Genomic DNA, 16,509 nt, shown 5'->3' with positions numbered 1-16,509 from the left:
CATGACTAACATTTCTTTCATTTCCACAGACAATGCACCAGCAGCAATCGGGCCGTACAGCCAAGCTACACAGGTAGGCCCATTCCTCTACACGTCCGGGCAGATCGCACTGCGTCCTGACGGTACTTTGGTAGAAGGCGATGTAGTGGAGCAGACCCATCAAGTATTTGCCAACCTCAAAGCGATCCTCGAACAAGCAGGCGGCACGCTTTCCAACGTAGTGAAGGCGACTGTCTTCATCAAAGACATGAACGATTTCGGGAAAATCAACGAAGTATATGCCAGCTATTTTGGTGACCATCGTCCTGCAAGATCCACTGTAGAAGTGGCTCGCCTCCCAAAAGACGTGCAGGTAGAGATCGAAGTTATAGCATATTTGGAACAAAAATAATATTTTTTGATTTTTTAACATTTTTTCGGTAAACAGAGAAGGAATATTTACCCATCATGTGGAAATATTACACTATCCGACATAGATAAAGGGAGTGAAACATGATGGAAGTAACAGACGTACGACTCCGCCGTGTCAACACGGATGGAAGAATGAAAGCCATTGCATCTATTACCATCGACCATGAATTCGTGGTTCACGATATCCGTGTGATTGACGGTAACAATGGTATGTTCGTTGCTATGCCTAGCAAACGCACACCAGATGGAGAGTTCCGTGACATCGCTCACCCGATCTCCTCCACTACTCGCGAGAAAATCCAGGCGGCTGTACTGGCTGAGTACGATCGCGTAGGTCTCGAAGAAGAGTCCGGCGTGGTAGAAGCAGGCGCATAACAACAAAGAAAAGCACCTATGAGGGTGCTTTTTTCATTTTGCTCAGATATAGTTTGTCCAGAGATATTGTACTTAGGTATAGGGCGATAGGATGCAGGGGTCACGCTATGGATAGCATTTCTCCAGATCAGCGAGGATGGCCTCCTTGTCCAGCCCTTCACCGATGAACACCGCTACCATCTTGGGACCGAAGTTCTCGAATGGGAAGATATTGACCTGTGTCTGTGTCTGCTGGAACGAGATCAGATCATCGCGGTCGGCGAACAGGACATAGCCTTTGCAGCGATAGACGGTTTTGGGCAGATTCCAGAGGAACAGCTCGAACTTTTTGGGATCGACCGGGCCTTTGAAGTGGTACGAAAACGTTTCAATACTGTTAAAGAGTGAAGGCTGGCTGCTTTTCAGCCCCAAGGACTGCTTGATTTTGTCCAGCGGGGAGAAGCGGCCTATTGTCTTTTGGACGGGGGCGGCAGAGGTACGGTCTTCTGCGGCCACCTGTTGAGCCAGACGCTTGACCTGCAACAGCTTGGGCAGATCAATTTCGGTGCGGATCGTGACATGGGTCGGGGCCAGTCCGTTCAGTTCTTTTAGCTTGGCGGTTACTTTGGTGACGGTGTCTTCGCTGACCAGATCGACTTTATTGAGGATGATCAAGTCGGCGTATTTGACTTGGTTGCGGACAGTCTTGACCAAGGAGCTGCTCGATTTGAAGCTGGAGTTGAGATCGAGGAAGCGGGAGGCGTCGACGACACTGATGATGCCTTTGAGGTCGATGTGCTCGTACAGCTCCGGATGGGTCATCGCATCCACGACATCGATCGGGTCGGCCACCCCTGTTGTTTCGATAATAATATGTTCGGGATGGAGGTTGTGGATCACTTCTTTGAGCGCGTCGGTGAGTTCACCGCGGATGGAGCAACAGATACAACCGTCCAGCATTTTTTTGACGGGAAAGCCGAGGCCTTGGATTTGCTCGCCGTCGATGTCTTCCTCGCCCATTTCGTTCATCATGACGACGACATTGCTGCTGGTCTGCTTTAGATAGGTAAGCAGGTTTTGCAGCAGGGTGGTTTTCCCGCTGCCCAGATAGCCGGTCAAGATATAGACTCCGATACTCATGCACATTCCCTCATTTCCTAAAAAAGAATGATTCTGAATTATCATTCGTTATGCTGTAAATGATACCGATGAGGACAAATTGTGTCAAATGAGAAAACCTTTCATCATGTCTTGAAATCACCATACGATTAAGATATAGTCAGTATGGAACTTTTGTATGGTGGAGGGTTAACATGTCGAATATATATGCCGTGATTCTCGCCGCTGGACAGGGAACCCGCATGAAATCGAAGCTCTATAAAGTGCTTCATCCTGTATGCGGGAAGCCGATGGTTCAGCACGTGGTAGACACGCTTGCTTCGATGCAAGTGCATGATTCTGTCGTCGTAGTGGGTCACGGAGCCGATTTGGTCCGTCAAACCTTAGGTGAACGAGTTCAATACGCTTTTCAAGACAAGCAATTAGGCACCGGGCATGCGACCAAGCAAGCCGCGCCGATTCTGTCTGAAAAAGAAGGCACCACCTTATTGCTTTACGGGGATGTACCCCTCCTGTCAGCGGAAACGCTTACTTCTTTACTCTCTTACCACCATGGGCAAGAGGCTGCTGTCACCGTTCTGACCGCAACGATGGAAGATCCGACCGGCTATGGCCGTATCGTCCGAAGCGAAGCGGGTGAAGTGCTGCGCATCGTTGAGCAAAAGGATGCGTCTGCTGAGGAACGTGCAATCCAAGAAATCAATACTGGCATCTATTGCTTTGATAATGCCAAGTTGTGGAATGCTCTTGAGCAAGTCACCAACAATAACGCTCAAGGGGAATACTATATCACGGATGTAGTAGGCATTCTGCGCGAAGCCGGCGAGAAAGTAACGGCTTTTGTTGCAGCAGACCCGGATGAAACAATGGGTGTCAACGACCGTGTACAACTTTCCATGGCAGAAGCATACATGCGTAAGCGCATTAATGAAAAACATATGCGTAATGGCGTAACGATCATTGACCCGGCTTCTACTTATATTGAAGCAGATGTGGTGATCGGCAATGATACGGTTCTGCAACCTAACACGATTTTGCGTGGAACAACTGCGATCGGTTCTGATTGTGTGCTCGGGCCGCAAGCTGACCTGACCAATGTAACGGTAGCAGATGGCGTCAAGATTCAGTACTCTGTGCTGACAGACAGCGCTGTTGAACAAAGCGCTACAGTAGGTCCGTTCGCTTATGTCCGTCCGGATTCTCATATCGGTCCAAACGTGAAGATCGGCGACTTCGTCGAGCTGAAGAACGCGAAGATCGGTCAAGGATCCAAAGTTCCACATTTAAGTTATATAGGCGATGCTGAGATTGGAGAAAACGTCAATATCGGCTGTGGCACGATCTCTGTCAACTATGACGGTGCGAAAAAGCACAAGACGATCGTAGGCGACAACGCGTTCATTGGCTGTAACTCCAACCTGGTAGCACCGGTTGAGATTGGGAAAAACGCTTATGTGGCTGCCGGTTCGACAATCACCAAAAACGTGCCGGAAGATGCTCTGGGTATCGCACGTGAGCGTCAGGAGAATAAGCTTGGTTACGCAGCAAGACTGCCTAGAAAAGGCAAGTAAAGAATAAACGGGAGGTTCTTTTAACAAAATGGCTAACTATCGCGACCCGAAACTGAAAGTTTTTACTTGTAGTGCAAATCCGCAACTCGCAAAAGAGATTGCTGAACATATTGGACTGCCACTGGGGAATGCGGAAACAAAACGTTTCAGTGACGGTGAGTGCCAAATTAAACTCAACGAGAGCGTTCGTGGCTCCGACGTATTCGTCATCCAGCCAACCAGCGCTCCAGTCAACGAACATCTGATGGAGCTGCTCGTCATGGTAGACGCGCTCAAACGTGCGTCCGCTAAGAGCATCAACGTAGTGATTCCGTATTATGGTTATGCCCGTCAAGACCGCAAAGCACGTGCCCGTGACCCAATCACCGCGAAGCTGGTAGCCAACCTGATCGAAACAGCAGGTGCTCATCGCGTGATCACTATGGACCTGCATGCGACCCAAATCCAAGGCTTCTTCGATATTCCAGTGGATCACCTCCTGGGTGTGCCAATCCTGGCGAAGTACTTCTTGGACAAACAACTCCCGGATATCTGCGTCGTCTCTCCTGACCACGGTGGTGTGACCCGTGCCCGCAAGCTTGCTGAGCGTCTCGGCGCGCCGATCGCGATCATCGACAAACGCCGTCCAGAACCAAACGTAGCGGAAGTCATGAACATCGTTGGTAATATCGAAGGCAAAACGGCGATCATCATCGACGATATCATCGACACAGCAGGTACCATCACACTTGCTGCCAACGCACTGGTTGAAGCAGGCGCGAAAGACGTATATGCGTGCTGCACCCACCCAGTTTTATCCGGTCCTGCGATCGAGCGGATCGAAAACTCGAAAATCCGTGAGCTGGTGATCACCAACTCCATCCCGCTGCCAGAAGAGAAGCACACCGATAAGATCAAAATCTTGTCTGTAGCTCCAATCATCGGGGAAGCGATCATCCGCGTCCACGAAGAACTCTCTGTAAGCAAACTCTTCGACTAATTTTTCTCTCCTGATGGAAATAAAAACCTCCCTTGATGGACATGCTAGTAGGTGAAATCATCACTAGCGCCATTAAAGGAGGTTTTTTGGTGGAAGCGATTCAAGCAAAGCCACGTCAAGCAGTAAATGCACAGTCAGGTAACTCGAACAAAGCCCTTCGCCGCGAAGGTTGGGTGCTGGCTAATGTGTATGGTACACAAGTGAACAATGTGGAACTGGTCGTAGATGGCAAAGAACTTGACCGCGCCCTGCGCAAACAGGCGACGAACAAGCCATTCAAACTTTCCATCGATGGTGACCAATCCTATGACGTCATGGTCTATGAACTGCAGCGTCATCCTGTGCAAGCCAATGTGCTTCACGTCGATTTCAAACAGATCAACATGAATGAAAAAGTACATACCACCGTACCAGTCGTCGTGACAGGCAAACCGGATTTCGGGACGCCTTCCCTTGTGCGCCACAGCGTCGAGGTAACCTGCCTGCCGGGAGATATCCCTGAGTCCTTCCAAGTGAATGTAGATGGTCTCAACGTAGGTGACACGATACTGGTCAAAGACCTTGAAGTGCCGGCCGGCATCGAACTGGGCATTGACGACCTGGAAGTGATCGTCAGCATCCTGGCGGTCAAAGTCAAATCCGATGAATCTGTCGAAGCGATGGCAGAAGCGAATGCAGTGGCTGAAAATGCTGATGCACCAGTGGAAGAAGCGAAAAAAGTATAGGATCAATCAAGTACCTCTCAGCCGTTTTTGGTTGAGAGGTTCGTTTTTTGGCGTAAAGCGTCGAGCATCATTTCTTTTTAATATCAGAGGAATCATGTAATATAAGAAGAGATGTAAGCATAGGTGGAGGTAAATCAAGGTGAAGGTTATTATCGGTTTGGGCAACCCCGGCAAAAAATACGAGGACACGAGACATAATGTGGGGTTTATGGCCATAGATAAGTTAAGTAAAGAATGGGGCATCTCTGTCACGTCCAACAAGTTCCGCGCTCTTGTCGGCGAAGGCAATGTACAAGGACAAAAGGTGCTTTTGGTGAAGCCGCAGACGTATATGAATCTCTCCGGCGAATCGGTTGGCGAGATCATTAAGTTCTACAAGCTGACCCACAAGGATCTCGTGGTGATCTATGATGATCTGGATCTGCCGACAGGCAAGCTGCGCCTGCGTGAAAAAGGCAGTGCCGGCGGACATAACGGCATCAAGTCGATGATCGCCCATTTGGGGACACAGGAATTCAACCGCATCAAGATCGGGATCAGCCGTCCAGCACCGGGAGGCAGTGTCAGTGATTATGTGCTGCATGACTTCCCGAAGGCTGACTTGCCAGCGATCAGTGAAGCGGTGGATATCACCGTCAAAGCGTGCGAGGCATGGCTGCGCGAAGAATTTATCAAGGTGATGAACCAGTTCAATCCAACCAAAGAGTAAGTGGGGAAAGATGAGCAAAGCCGTATGATTTTTCCTGTTATCGCCCATACTAGGCAGAGAATTGAGATGTAAGACTGCCTGGGGGTGCGTAAAATGAGCTATCGTTACGTCTGTCGTTGCTGTGGGATGAAAATAGGTGAGATCGAGCAGCAGCACGTCTCAGAGACGCAGCTGGGGCTTGATTCCTTGACCCCGGAAGAACGCCAACATATAATAGCGAAAGATGCGAGCGGGGATACGATTATTCGCCTGACCTGCAACTATTGCCGTGATGCAATGGAGCAGAATCCAGAGCTCTCTTTGATTGACAACCCGCTTCAATAAGGAAGCATCAAAAAGAAAAGGCTTACAAGTAACCCGAGCCTTAGCTTTGTTGAAAGCTAAGGCTATTTTCGCATGAGAGAAAGTCTGGAGAGGAGACGCATGGATGCAAGTCATCATTAATCGGATAAAAGATGATTCCCATTTTGGCACGATCGTGGCTGGACTCTCTTCCGGCCTGCATGAGCAGTTGATCGCCGGACTGGCCGGTTCCTCGCGTCAAGTGCTGATGGCGGCACTCTATCAAGAGGGGAAGCGCCCGATCTGTGTGGTTACACACAATATGTTTCAGGCGCAGAAGGTATATGAGGATCTGCTGGAACTAGTGCCAAGCGAAGACCTGCTGCTCTATCCCGGCAATGAGCTGATCGGCTCAGAGATGGCGATTGCAAGTCCAGAGACACTGGCACAGCGTATACATGTATTGAACCGTTTAGCACAAGGCTTTACGGGTATTTTGGTTGCACCTTTTGCAGGATTAAGACGTTTTGTCGTACCGGTTCCGGTCTGGCGTGATGCACAGATCAAGCTGTCCCGCAGCGGGAATCTGGATTTGGATACGTTTTTACATAAGCTGATCGAGCTGGGGTATGAACGTGTTGATCTCGTGGAGCGCAAAGGCGAAATGAGCGTGCGCGGCGGGATCATCGACCTGTACCCGATCGACTCTGAATGGCCGGTGCGGATTGAACTGTTCGATGATGAGATCGATTCGATTCGTACGTTTGATATGGCGACACAACGTTCCAAGGAAAATTTGGAATCGTATACATTCGGCCCGGTAAAAGAGATGTTTGCCACTTCCGATGTGCTGATCGAAGCGGCAGACCGTCTGGAGAAAAAGCTGGGTGAGACCCTTGGCAAGCTCAAAGACGAAGGAGCCAAGGAAAAAGTCATGCAAAAAATCGGTGAGGATATCGCGCTGATGCGGGATGGTCACCGGTTTGCCCATCTGTTCACCTACAGCTCCGTGATCTATCCGAGCCAGAATACATTGCTCGATTATATGCCGTCTGATACGGTACTGCTGATCGACGAGCCGTCCCGTGTGGCAGATACAGCGACCCAATTGCAAAAAGACGAACTGGAGTGGCAGACCAACCGGATCACCGAAGGCGAGTTCATGGCTAACCTGACTCTGTCCTACAACTACGATGAGCTGATTTTGGAGCAGAAAAAATGGCCACTGGTCTATCTGTCTCTGTTCCTGCGTCAGACGCCGAAAACCCAGCCTCGTAATATCGCAAATATAAATTGTAGAACGATGCAGAATTTTCATGGGCAGATGAACGTGCTCAAAGGCGAGCTGGCCCGTTGGATCAAAGGGCAGAACCAGATCATTTTTGTCGCGGCCGATGCCGAGCGGGCGAAGCGTCTCGAGCGTGTGCTGCATGACTATGAGATGGAGGCCGACCTGCTGTTAGATACGGTAGCGGATGTACCGCCGGGCCGCCCGACCATTATCCTGGGCAACCTGCAGAGCGGTTTTGAGCTGCCGATGAACAAGATGGTCGTCATCACCGAGGGCGAAGTGTTCACCGCCAAGCAGCGCAAGGCACGCAAAGTACAGCAAAACATGACCAACGCTGAGCGGATCAAAAACTATCTGGAGCTCAAGCCGGGCGATTATGTGGTGCATATCAACCACGGGATCGGACGTTACCTCGGCATCGAGACGAAGGAGATCCTCGGGATTCACAAGGATTATCTGCATGTACAGTATGCAGGTGGCGACAGTCTGTTTGTGCCTATCGAGCAGATTGACCATGTGCAAAAATATGTCGGCAGCGAAGAAGCAGAGCCGAAAATCTACAACCTCGGCGGCAATGAGTGGAAGCGGGTCAAGAGCAAGGTCCAGTCTTCTGTCAAAGATATCGCCGAAGACCTCATCAAGCTGTATGCCCAGCGTGAAGCAGCAGTCGGCTATGCCTTCCATTCTGATACGCTTGAACAGCGTGAATTCGAAGCGATGTTCCCGTATCAGGAGACACAGGATCAGCTTCGTGCGATCGCTGAGGTCAAGGGCGATATGGAGAGCAAACGCCCGATGGACCGTCTCGTCTGCGGTGACGTAGGCTACGGGAAGACCGAGGTGGCGATCCGCGCTGCCTTCAAATCTGTCATGGATGGCAAACAGGTAGCTGTCTTGGTGCCGACTACGATTTTGGCTCAGCAGCACTTTGAGACGTTCCGTGAGCGTTTTTCTGATTATCCGATCAAGGTTGAGGTACTCAGCCGTTTCCGTTCGCGCAAAGAACAGAATGCCACGATCAAGGGTGTCAAGGAAGGCACAGTCGATGTCGTCATCGGTACACACCGCCTGCTGTCCAAAGATCTGACGTTCCGCGATCTCGGTCTGTTGATCGTCGACGAGGAGCAGCGTTTTGGGGTCAGCCATAAAGAAAAATTGAAGCAGATCAAGACCAATGTGGACGTTCTCACCCTGACGGCGACGCCGATCCCGCGTACCCTTCACATGTCCATGCTGGGTGTACGTGATCTCTCCGTCATCGAGACACCGCCGGAGAACCGTTTCCCTGTGCAGACGTATGTGGTGGAATACAATCCGGCACTGGTGCGTGATGCGATTGAGCGTGAGCTGGCGCGGGAAGGTCAAGTCTTTTTCCTCTATAACCAAGTGCAAGGAATCGAGCAGATGGCTGAACACATCTCTTCTCTGGTACCGGATGCCCGCGTAGCCGTGGCCCATGGTCAAATGAACGAGAGTGAGCTGGAAGGCGTGATCCTCGACTTCCTCGACGGACAATACGATGTGCTGGTCAGTACGACGATTATCGAGACCGGGGTGGATATCCCGAACGTCAATACCCTGATCATCCACAATGCCGACCGCATGGGTCTCTCTCAGCTGTATCAGCTGCGTGGCCGTGTCGGACGTTCCAACCGGATCGCGTATGCATACTTCACCTACCAGCGTGACAAGGTACTGACCGAGGTAGCGGAGAAGCGTCTGCAGGCGATTAAGGAGTTCACCGAGCTTGGCTCCGGCTTCAAAATCGCGATGCGCGACCTGTCCATCCGTGGTGCGGGGAACCTGCTTGGGGCAGAGCAGAGTGGTTTTATCAACTCGGTCGGTTTTGATCTGTACACCCAGATGCTCAAGGAAGCCATCGACGACCTGCGCGGAGAAGTGAAGCAGGAGATCAAGTCTCCAGTGGAGATCAACCTGCAGCTGGACGCCTACATCCCGTCCGAATACATCACCGACAGCCGTCAGAAGATCGAGATGTACAAAAAATTCGTCGCGACTGCAACACTCACCGATGTGGACGATCTCGCGGAAGAGCTGATCGACCGTTTCGGCGATATTCCGAAGTCGGTGGAGAACTTGCTCGTCATCTCCCGCCTCCGCGTACACGCCCTGCAATACGGTGTCGTCGAGATCAATCAAAAAGAAGCAGATGTGATCAAGCTCTTGTTTGATCCAGCGCAGACCAACAATATCGACGGCGGTGCACTCTTTGCTATGTCTGCCAAATATGACCGTCGTGTGGGATTAACTACCAGTCCGGGTGGACAACAGATTGTGGTAACTGTTAAAGTAAAAGGGTTAAGTGTAGAAGATGGTGTCAAGCTGGTCGAGAGCCTGCTCAGTCAATTCCATCTGATCCGTAAAGATTTAAACAGCACCCATTCGCTCTCCGACATCGGTTAAGAGCGGATGGGGGGCTTTATCCAGAGAAGGGAGATCTACCTATGAAAAAATCGAAAATGTCTGGGAAGCGTTTCGTCGCGCTGCTCTCCACGACGGCGCTGGCTGTTGCGCTCCTGACTGGTTGTGGACAAGCCAAAGACGAAGCCAAACCGGCCGATGACAAACAAGCAGCCGAACAACCTGCTACACCTACTGATGACAAAGCAGGTGCGGAAGATCCCCTGGCTCAGTTTCCACCAGTGAAGCTTCCTTTCCAAGTAGACCCGAACACCAAGATCGCGGAATACAAAGGCGGCGAGCTTACTGCTGGCGAGTTCGAAACATTCCTGCGCACCATCTCGCTCCTCAACCCGCAACAAGCACAAGCAATCGGCGCTGCTACTAAGGAAATGATCGACGACTATGTGCGTCAATACACGGCGACCGAAATTCTGGCGGCCCGCGCTGATGAAAAAGTAACGGCAACCTCCCAGAAACAAGCCCAAGAGACCTATGACAAGGTAAAGGGCCAGCTCGTCGGCATGCTCGGCAATGATGAAGCCAAGTTCAACAAGCTCTTGGAAAACCACAAGCTGACCAAAGAACAAATCATCGAGCAAATGACACTCATCAATAAATCCGTCAACCTGCTTGAATCATCTGTCACCGATGCGGATGTGAAAAAGGAATACGATACAACTGATAAAGCAGCACTCACGACTGCATCTGTCCGCCACATCCTGATCAACTTCGAGAAGCACAAGCCAGAAGAAGCACTCAAGCTCGCCAATGATCTGACCGCCCGCATCAACAAGGGTGAAGACATGGCGAAGCTGGCAAAAGAATTCACGGAAGACCCAGGCAGCAAAGAAAACGGCGGTCTGTATGCAGATGCGGACGTCAACCAATGGGTTCCTGAATTCCGGGATGCCGCCCTCAAGCAAAAAGTGGGCGAGGTAAGCGCAACACCAGTCAAGACCGATTACGGCTACCACGTGATCCGAGTGGAGAAGCGTGCTGTGAAGACCTTCGAAGAAACCAAGCAACAATTCAAAGAAATCGCCCTTAGCAAAAAATACGATGCGTTTGTCAAAGACGAACTGGACAAGCTCGTGACCAAGTGGAACATCCCAGAAGTAAAAGCCGCTGCACCAGCGACTAAATAAGAACATCATCATGGAAACGCCATTTTGCCGAAGCAGAAGCCTGCCTTGGCGAAATGGTGTTTTTTGATGGAGGAATGCCCCCAGAATAGCCCATAGCAAGCCACCCTGTTTTTTCGTTTGATCGCATATTCTGTAACCCGCGGCAAATACTATAGTCACTCGCTACCGACCGGGAGAGAGCATGGCGCGTTGGTAAGATGAGCACCGTTGGAAAAAGTTACTGCAAGGTAGTGATTAGTAAAAAACAGAGATTCAGGAAAACATATAGCTAATCCTCAAAGGAAAGACACACAAAATCTTCTCAAGAAAGCGAGGCAACAAGATTATGAAGGCAACTGGTATTGTTCGTCGTATTGACGACCTCGGACGGGTCGTAATCCCGAAGGAAATCCGCCGCACACTTCGTATCCGCGAAGGCGATCCACTTGAGATTTTTGTCGACCGTGATGGGGAAGTTATCTTGAAGAAATATTCACCAATCGGCGAATTGGCTGATTTCGCCAAAGAATATGCTGATTCACTCTACGAATCCTTGAACCATACTGTCATCATCACTGACCGTGACACTGTCATCGCTGTATCTGGTGCTTCCAAGAAGGAGTACATGGAGAAACCTATCGGCTCCCTCGTCGAAAAAACCTTGGAGGAGCGTAAAACTCGTCTAGAGAAAAACGCTGGCCAATATGAGATTACCCGCGACAACTCAGAACAATATTCCTCCTTCGTCATCGCTCCAATCGTAGCAGGTGGCGACCCAATCGGCGGGGTCATCCTCGTCAACAAAAACGAAGTGAAGATGGGCGAATTAGAAACCAAAATGGCTGAGACAGCTGCAGGCTTCTTGGCGAAGCAAATGGAACAGTAATCAAGTAGATGGGGATACGATCTTACAGGAAGACCTCTTGCGATTAGCGCTGGGGTCTTCTTTTCTTTTCTTCCTCATTATTCCTCTCGGAAAAAGTTGTTGGAAGCGTAGATGATATCTGATCGTAAGGAGACCGGCCCCTCTTACGAGGGGGAAAGGCGACTGGAGAACAGATATCATCTATGCTTCCCACCACTCAACCTTTTTCAACTCCCAACCCACCTTATGGTATAATGAACGCAGTTTTGGTTTGATTTGAGAGGAGAAGACACACCATGTCTGCAGAGAGAGGTTCCAACCATTTTGTCAAAGGTGCCGCTATCTTAGGTATTGCTGGTTTATTATCAAAGCTGATGGGGGCGGTATACCGTATCCCGTATCAGAACATAACTGGGGATATCGGGCTTTATGTGTATATGCAGGTCTATCCGCTATATACGGCTCTGTTAATTCTGGCGACGGCCGGGTTTCCGATTGCGATCTCCAAGATCGTCTCGGAGCGGCTGGCGCTTGGTGACCCTGCGGGAGCGCGAAAAGCATTTCGGATTGCAAGTGTCTCTCTGGGTATACTTGGTCTTTTATTTTTCCTGCTGCTATTCTTCGGTGCGCCGATGATCGGCCGCATGATGGGGGATGAGCACCTCACCTTGCCCCTTCAGGCAGTATCGTGGTCGTTGCTGTTAGTGCCGATGGTGTCGATTATGCGTGGCTATTTTCAAGGACAGCAAAACATGATGCCGACGGGTGTCTCGCAAGTGGTAGAACAATTGGTACGCGTGGTCTTCATTATCGCTGCGGCTTACTGGATGATGGCGGTCTATCATGACGCTTATCTGGCCGGTACTGGTGCTGTGTTCGCCGCATTACCGGGAGCGGTTGGTGCGTTGCTGGTCCTGCTGTATTACTGGCGACGCAACGCAGGTACGGAAGCGAGTGCAGTTGACTCAGCCAAACAGACGGCAGCGGTCATGACGAACCGCGAGATTTTTAACAAAATCCTGCATTACGCAATTCCGATCTGTCTCGGTGCTCTTGTATTGCCGATGATCCCGCTGATTGACTCGGTGACGGTCTCCAACCTGTTGCAATGGAGTGGTATTGATCCGGAAGCGGCCAAAGATCTCAAAGGAACGTACGACCGCAGCCAACCGCTGATTCAGTTCGGTACCTTCTTCGCCACATCACTGTCGCTTGCACTCGTACCTGCAATCAGTGAAGCGATGGCACAGGGGCAGACCCGTCTTGTCTCCAACCGGACCGAGATTGCGTTGCGACTGACTCTTTTGCTCGGGTTGCCTGCTTCGGTCGGACTTGCTTTGTTGGCCGAGTCGGTAAACGTCATGGTATATGGTAATGATAAAGGGACACTTGCGATTGCGGTTCAGTCCTTTACGATTCTGTTTGCGACGTTGATGATATCGAGCTCCGGTATCCTGCAGGGGATTGGACAGGTCAAGCTTCCGGCGCGTCACCTGATGATTGGGGTGGTGGTGAAGCTCCTCGCCAACCTCGCGCTGATTCCGTTGTGGGGCATCGTCGGTTCTGCCGTGGCTACCGTGCTTGCGTATGTGGTGGCAATGATCCTCAACATCATGGCAATTCACCGTCATATCGGATTGGTGATCAGCCTCAAGCAACTGGTAATCAAGCCGTTGATCGCTGTAGGGATGATGGGTATCATCGTAGTGATTCTGGAGTACGGACTGCTGACTGGACTTGGAGATGTGATCACACATGTACGTCTGCTGCACACGGTTGCCGGACTGATTGCAGTAGGTGCCGGTGCACTGGTCTACGGCGTGGCCTTGCTGTATACGGGGGGCATTACGCGCCAGGATATGCGTTTTATCCCTAGAGGTGAGAAGCTGATTGCTCTGCTCACCCGCTTCAAGCTATTACGTGACTAAGAAGTAAGGAGTGCTGAATTCATGACCCCAACCATCCACGTCCTCGGCCTGGGAGCCGGGGACTTAAACCAACTCCCGCTTGGTATCTACAAGCGGGTCATAGCAGCCAAGCATCTATATGTGCGGACAGCAGAACACCCAGTGTTGAACGAGCTTGCGGCGGAGGGTGTGACCTACGAATCTTTTGATGACGTATATGTCGCGCATGGCAACTTTGACGATGTCTACAGCGGTATCGCGGCTAAGCTGGTCACCATCGCCAAAGAACAAGGCGAGATCATCTACGCAGTACCCGGTCATCCACTGGTAGCAGAACGTACTGTACAGATCCTGTTGGAAAATGCGGAAAAAGAACAACTCACCATCAACATCGAAGGCGGTCAAAGCTTCCTCGACCCGCTTTTTGCAGCCTTGAAGGTCGACCCGATCGAAGGCTTCACCATGCTGGATGCCACCAGCCTGCGTACCGAGCAGATCAACCCGCAGCTGCACACCGTGATTGCCCAGGTGTACGACCAGCTGACCGCCTCTGACGTCAAGCTGTCACTCATGGATGTGTTCCCGGATGAATACGAGATCACGGTCTGTACCGCTGTCGGGGTCGAAGGGATGGAAAAGATCGATGTCGTCCCGCTGTATGAGCTGGACCGCGTCGATCATCTCGGTAACCTGAGTCTGGTCTATGTCCCGCCAACCACCGAGGAGAGCGTCCGTTACCGCCAATTTTCTTATCTAAAAGAAATCATCGCCGTCCTGCGCAGCCCGGAAGGTTGCCCATGGGACCGCAAACAGACCCACCAGACTCTGCGCAAATACCTGATCGAAGAAGCTTACGAAGTGCTTGAAGCCATCGACAATGACGATCTAGACGCATTAAGCGATGAGCTGGGAGACTTGCTCCTGCAGATCATGCTGCATTCCCAGATCGCATCCGAAGACGGCTACTTCACCATCGAAGATGTCATCGCCAACATCAACAGCAAAATGATCCGCCGCCACCCGCACGTCTTCGGCGAAGCCTCAGCGGATAATGCCGAAGAGGTAGTGGTCAACTGGCAACAGATCAAGGAGCAGGAAAAAGCAGAAAAAGGCATCGACACCACCGAAGAATCCAAGCTCGCTGGCATCCCGCGTGAACTGCCTGCGCTCATGTATGCAGCCAAGCTGCAGAAGAAAGCGGCAGAGGTCGGATTTGATTGGGATAACATCGCAGACGTCTTCAGCAAGATTGAAGAAGAATACAATGAAGTCAAAACCGCTAAGCCAGAAGAACAGGCCGGTGAGCTGGGAGACCTCCTGTTTGCTGTGGTCAACCTGGCCCGCTTCCTCAAGGTCGACCCAGAAGAAGCGCTGCGCATGACCAACCAGAAGTTCCACACCCGCTTCGCCCATATCGAGATGCGCCTGCGTGAAGCTGGTCGTACATTCGCCGAGACCTCACTCGAAGAGATGGACAAGTGGTGGGACGAAGCCAAAAAGCTGTCGCGAGATAACAGATAGGGCACAAGCAACAAGCTATACATAAACCCAAGGAGGAGAAATAGATGAGACTAGACAAATTCCTCAAAGTATCGCGCTTGATCAAACGCCGCACGCTTGCCAAAGACGTATGCGACCAAGGTCGTATCGAGATTAACGACCGCCCGGCCAAAGCATCCAGCAACGTCAAAATCGGCGACAAGCTGGCAATCCGCTTCGGTCAAAAAATCGTCGTCGTCCAAGTCGAGGAAATCAAAGAAAACGCACGCAAAGATGAAGCAGCGTCCCTCTACACCACAGTCGGCGAAATTCCGGTACCGCGTGATGAGAAGGAAGAAGACGAGTATATGAAGTTTTAAGGAAAGCGTACATAGCAAGCACCAAAAGCCAAGGCAGACCCACCGCCTTGGCTTTTCATATTTAATCATTTTCCATGAGTAACGGTCGGTTTAAGTCGTATTACAGTTAGAGGGTGATAATCTCCTGTGTTATGATAAGCATAGGTGAACGGAGGAAGTAGTGATGGATTCACCCCTGTACGCAAAGATACTAGCTTTTCATAAGGATAAAGGTAAAAAATTCTCTTCTCTTGCCGTCGAGATTGATGAATGGACAAGATGTCTTCGCCATCGATTGTCGGATGAAATATATCAAACAGTCTGTAATCAGTTATTAGAAGAGGATCTTCCTAACCTACTCGGGTGGCAATTCAATTGGGGAGAGCAGTTAAAATTACCTGAGCGTGAAGTATACACAATCAAAATCATAGGTGATAATAGGATTCAAGGTCTGGTCTCTTTACAACCTAATGAGGCATGGGTCGACGTCTATTTAGCCGAGAGCGCCCCATCGAATGTAGGCATTCATAAAGAATTTTTTGGTGTTGGTCCACACCTGTTTGCCATAGCATGTAAAAGGAGTTTTGAACTCGGTTTTGATGGTTATGTAGCTTTTTTCGCTAAAACAAAACTAATTCAGCATTACATTACTTCCTTGCAAGCAATCAATCCCGGCGGCTCGCGTATGATCATTCCGACTCAATCAGCACACGATTTAGTCAACTCTTACTTTGGAGGGAAGCGCCATGACTAATAAATACCTGAGCAAACAAACTGACAAACTCGAGATCGCTGCAAACGGTATATTCACAGTACCCGTTTCCGAAGCAACCCGCCAAAAAAGCGATGCATTAGTAAAACAATTCATTCAGGCAGCAAAACAAAAGCCAATCACATAGATTCCTACACA

The 16,509-nt window shown here is 50.5% G+C and carries 16 protein-coding genes; 15 read left to right on the top strand and 1 reads right to left on the bottom strand.

Annotated elements, in window-relative coordinates; translation table 11 throughout:
* The first annotated feature begins 1 nt into the window (after position 1).
* Positions 2 to 391: a RidA family protein gene (locus FGI41_RS22730; RefSeq protein WP_139492599.1), complete on the top strand. Its 390-nt coding sequence runs from the start codon at positions 2 to 4 to the stop codon at positions 389 to 391.
* 104 nt (positions 392 to 495) lie between these two features.
* Entirely contained in the window at positions 496 to 786 is a 291-nt protein-coding gene (gene spoVG, locus FGI41_RS22725; RefSeq protein ID WP_139492652.1) for a septation regulator SpoVG, read from the top strand.
* A 105-nt stretch (positions 787 to 891) separates the two neighbouring features.
* Here spoVG and FGI41_RS22720 read toward each other — a convergent pair whose 3' ends face one another.
* On the bottom strand, positions 892 to 1,905 hold the full coding sequence (locus FGI41_RS22720) for a CobW family GTP-binding protein (protein WP_139492598.1): 1,014 nt from the start codon (positions 1,903 to 1,905) through the stop codon (positions 892 to 894).
* A 173-nt stretch (positions 1,906 to 2,078) separates the two neighbouring features.
* Here FGI41_RS22720 and glmU point away from each other — a divergent pair, with 173 nt between their 5' ends.
* The 13 genes from glmU (at position 2,079) to FGI41_RS25180 (ending at position 16,498) form a co-directional block, all read left to right on the top strand.
* Positions 2,079 to 3,455, top strand: coding sequence for a bifunctional UDP-N-acetylglucosamine diphosphorylase/glucosamine-1-phosphate N-acetyltransferase GlmU (gene glmU / locus FGI41_RS22715; RefSeq protein ID WP_139492597.1), 1,377 nt, complete (start codon positions 2,079 to 2,081; stop codon positions 3,453 to 3,455).
* 28 nt (positions 3,456 to 3,483) lie between these two features.
* Positions 3,484 to 4,434, top strand: coding sequence for a ribose-phosphate diphosphokinase (locus FGI41_RS22710; protein ID WP_139492596.1), 951 nt, complete (start codon positions 3,484 to 3,486; stop codon positions 4,432 to 4,434).
* Positions 4,435 to 4,523: 89 nt separating this feature from the next.
* Positions 4,524 to 5,159, top strand: a complete 636-nt coding sequence (locus FGI41_RS22705; protein WP_139492595.1) for a 50S ribosomal protein L25 — start codon at positions 4,524 to 4,526, stop codon at positions 5,157 to 5,159.
* 139 nt (positions 5,160 to 5,298) lie between these two features.
* A complete protein-coding gene (gene pth, locus FGI41_RS22700; RefSeq protein WP_139492594.1) occupies positions 5,299 to 5,868 on the top strand; it encodes an aminoacyl-tRNA hydrolase in 570 nt (189 codons plus the stop codon).
* 93 nt (positions 5,869 to 5,961) lie between these two features.
* Positions 5,962 to 6,192 (top strand): anti-sigma-F factor Fin, encoded by a 231-nt coding sequence (locus FGI41_RS22695; RefSeq protein WP_139492593.1) that lies wholly within the window; start codon positions 5,962 to 5,964, stop codon positions 6,190 to 6,192.
* Between the two features lie 103 nt (positions 6,193 to 6,295).
* A complete protein-coding gene (gene mfd, locus FGI41_RS22690) occupies positions 6,296 to 9,865 on the top strand; it encodes a transcription-repair coupling factor (RefSeq protein WP_139492592.1) in 3,570 nt (1,189 codons plus the stop codon).
* Between the two features lie 41 nt (positions 9,866 to 9,906).
* Positions 9,907 to 11,010, top strand: a complete 1,104-nt coding sequence (locus FGI41_RS22685; protein WP_139492591.1) for a peptidylprolyl isomerase — start codon at positions 9,907 to 9,909, stop codon at positions 11,008 to 11,010.
* Between the two features lie 325 nt (positions 11,011 to 11,335).
* Positions 11,336 to 11,875 (top strand): stage V sporulation protein T, encoded by a 540-nt coding sequence (gene spoVT, locus FGI41_RS22680; RefSeq protein WP_139492590.1) that lies wholly within the window; start codon positions 11,336 to 11,338, stop codon positions 11,873 to 11,875.
* Between the two features lie 275 nt (positions 11,876 to 12,150).
* Positions 12,151 to 13,782, top strand: coding sequence for a putative polysaccharide biosynthesis protein (locus FGI41_RS22675; RefSeq protein WP_139492589.1), 1,632 nt, complete (start codon positions 12,151 to 12,153; stop codon positions 13,780 to 13,782).
* 21 nt (positions 13,783 to 13,803) lie between these two features.
* Positions 13,804 to 15,282, top strand: coding sequence for a bifunctional methyltransferase/pyrophosphohydrolase YabN (gene yabN / locus FGI41_RS22670; protein ID WP_139492588.1), 1,479 nt, complete (start codon positions 13,804 to 13,806; stop codon positions 15,280 to 15,282).
* A 44-nt stretch (positions 15,283 to 15,326) separates the two neighbouring features.
* Positions 15,327 to 15,620 (top strand): RNA-binding S4 domain-containing protein, encoded by a 294-nt coding sequence (locus FGI41_RS22665; RefSeq protein WP_139492587.1) that lies wholly within the window; start codon positions 15,327 to 15,329, stop codon positions 15,618 to 15,620.
* A gap of 163 nt (positions 15,621 to 15,783) precedes the next feature.
* Positions 15,784 to 16,353, top strand: coding sequence for a hypothetical protein (locus FGI41_RS22660; RefSeq protein ID WP_139492586.1), 570 nt, complete (start codon positions 15,784 to 15,786; stop codon positions 16,351 to 16,353).
* Entirely contained in the window at positions 16,346 to 16,498 is a 153-nt protein-coding gene (locus FGI41_RS25180) for a hypothetical protein (RefSeq protein ID WP_176560403.1), read from the top strand. Before FGI41_RS22660 ends, FGI41_RS25180 begins: the two co-directional genes overlap by 8 nt.
* The last annotated feature ends 11 nt before the right edge of the window (positions 16,499 to 16,509 follow it).

It is taken from the genome of Brevibacillus dissolubilis, assembly GCF_006170445.1.
In the GTDB taxonomy this organism is placed as follows: Bacteria; Bacillota; Bacilli; order Brevibacillales; family Brevibacillaceae; genus Brevibacillus_B; species Brevibacillus_B dissolubilis.
Note: the sequence above shows the minus strand (reverse complement) of the source record. Positions and strands in the feature narration are given on the sequence as shown.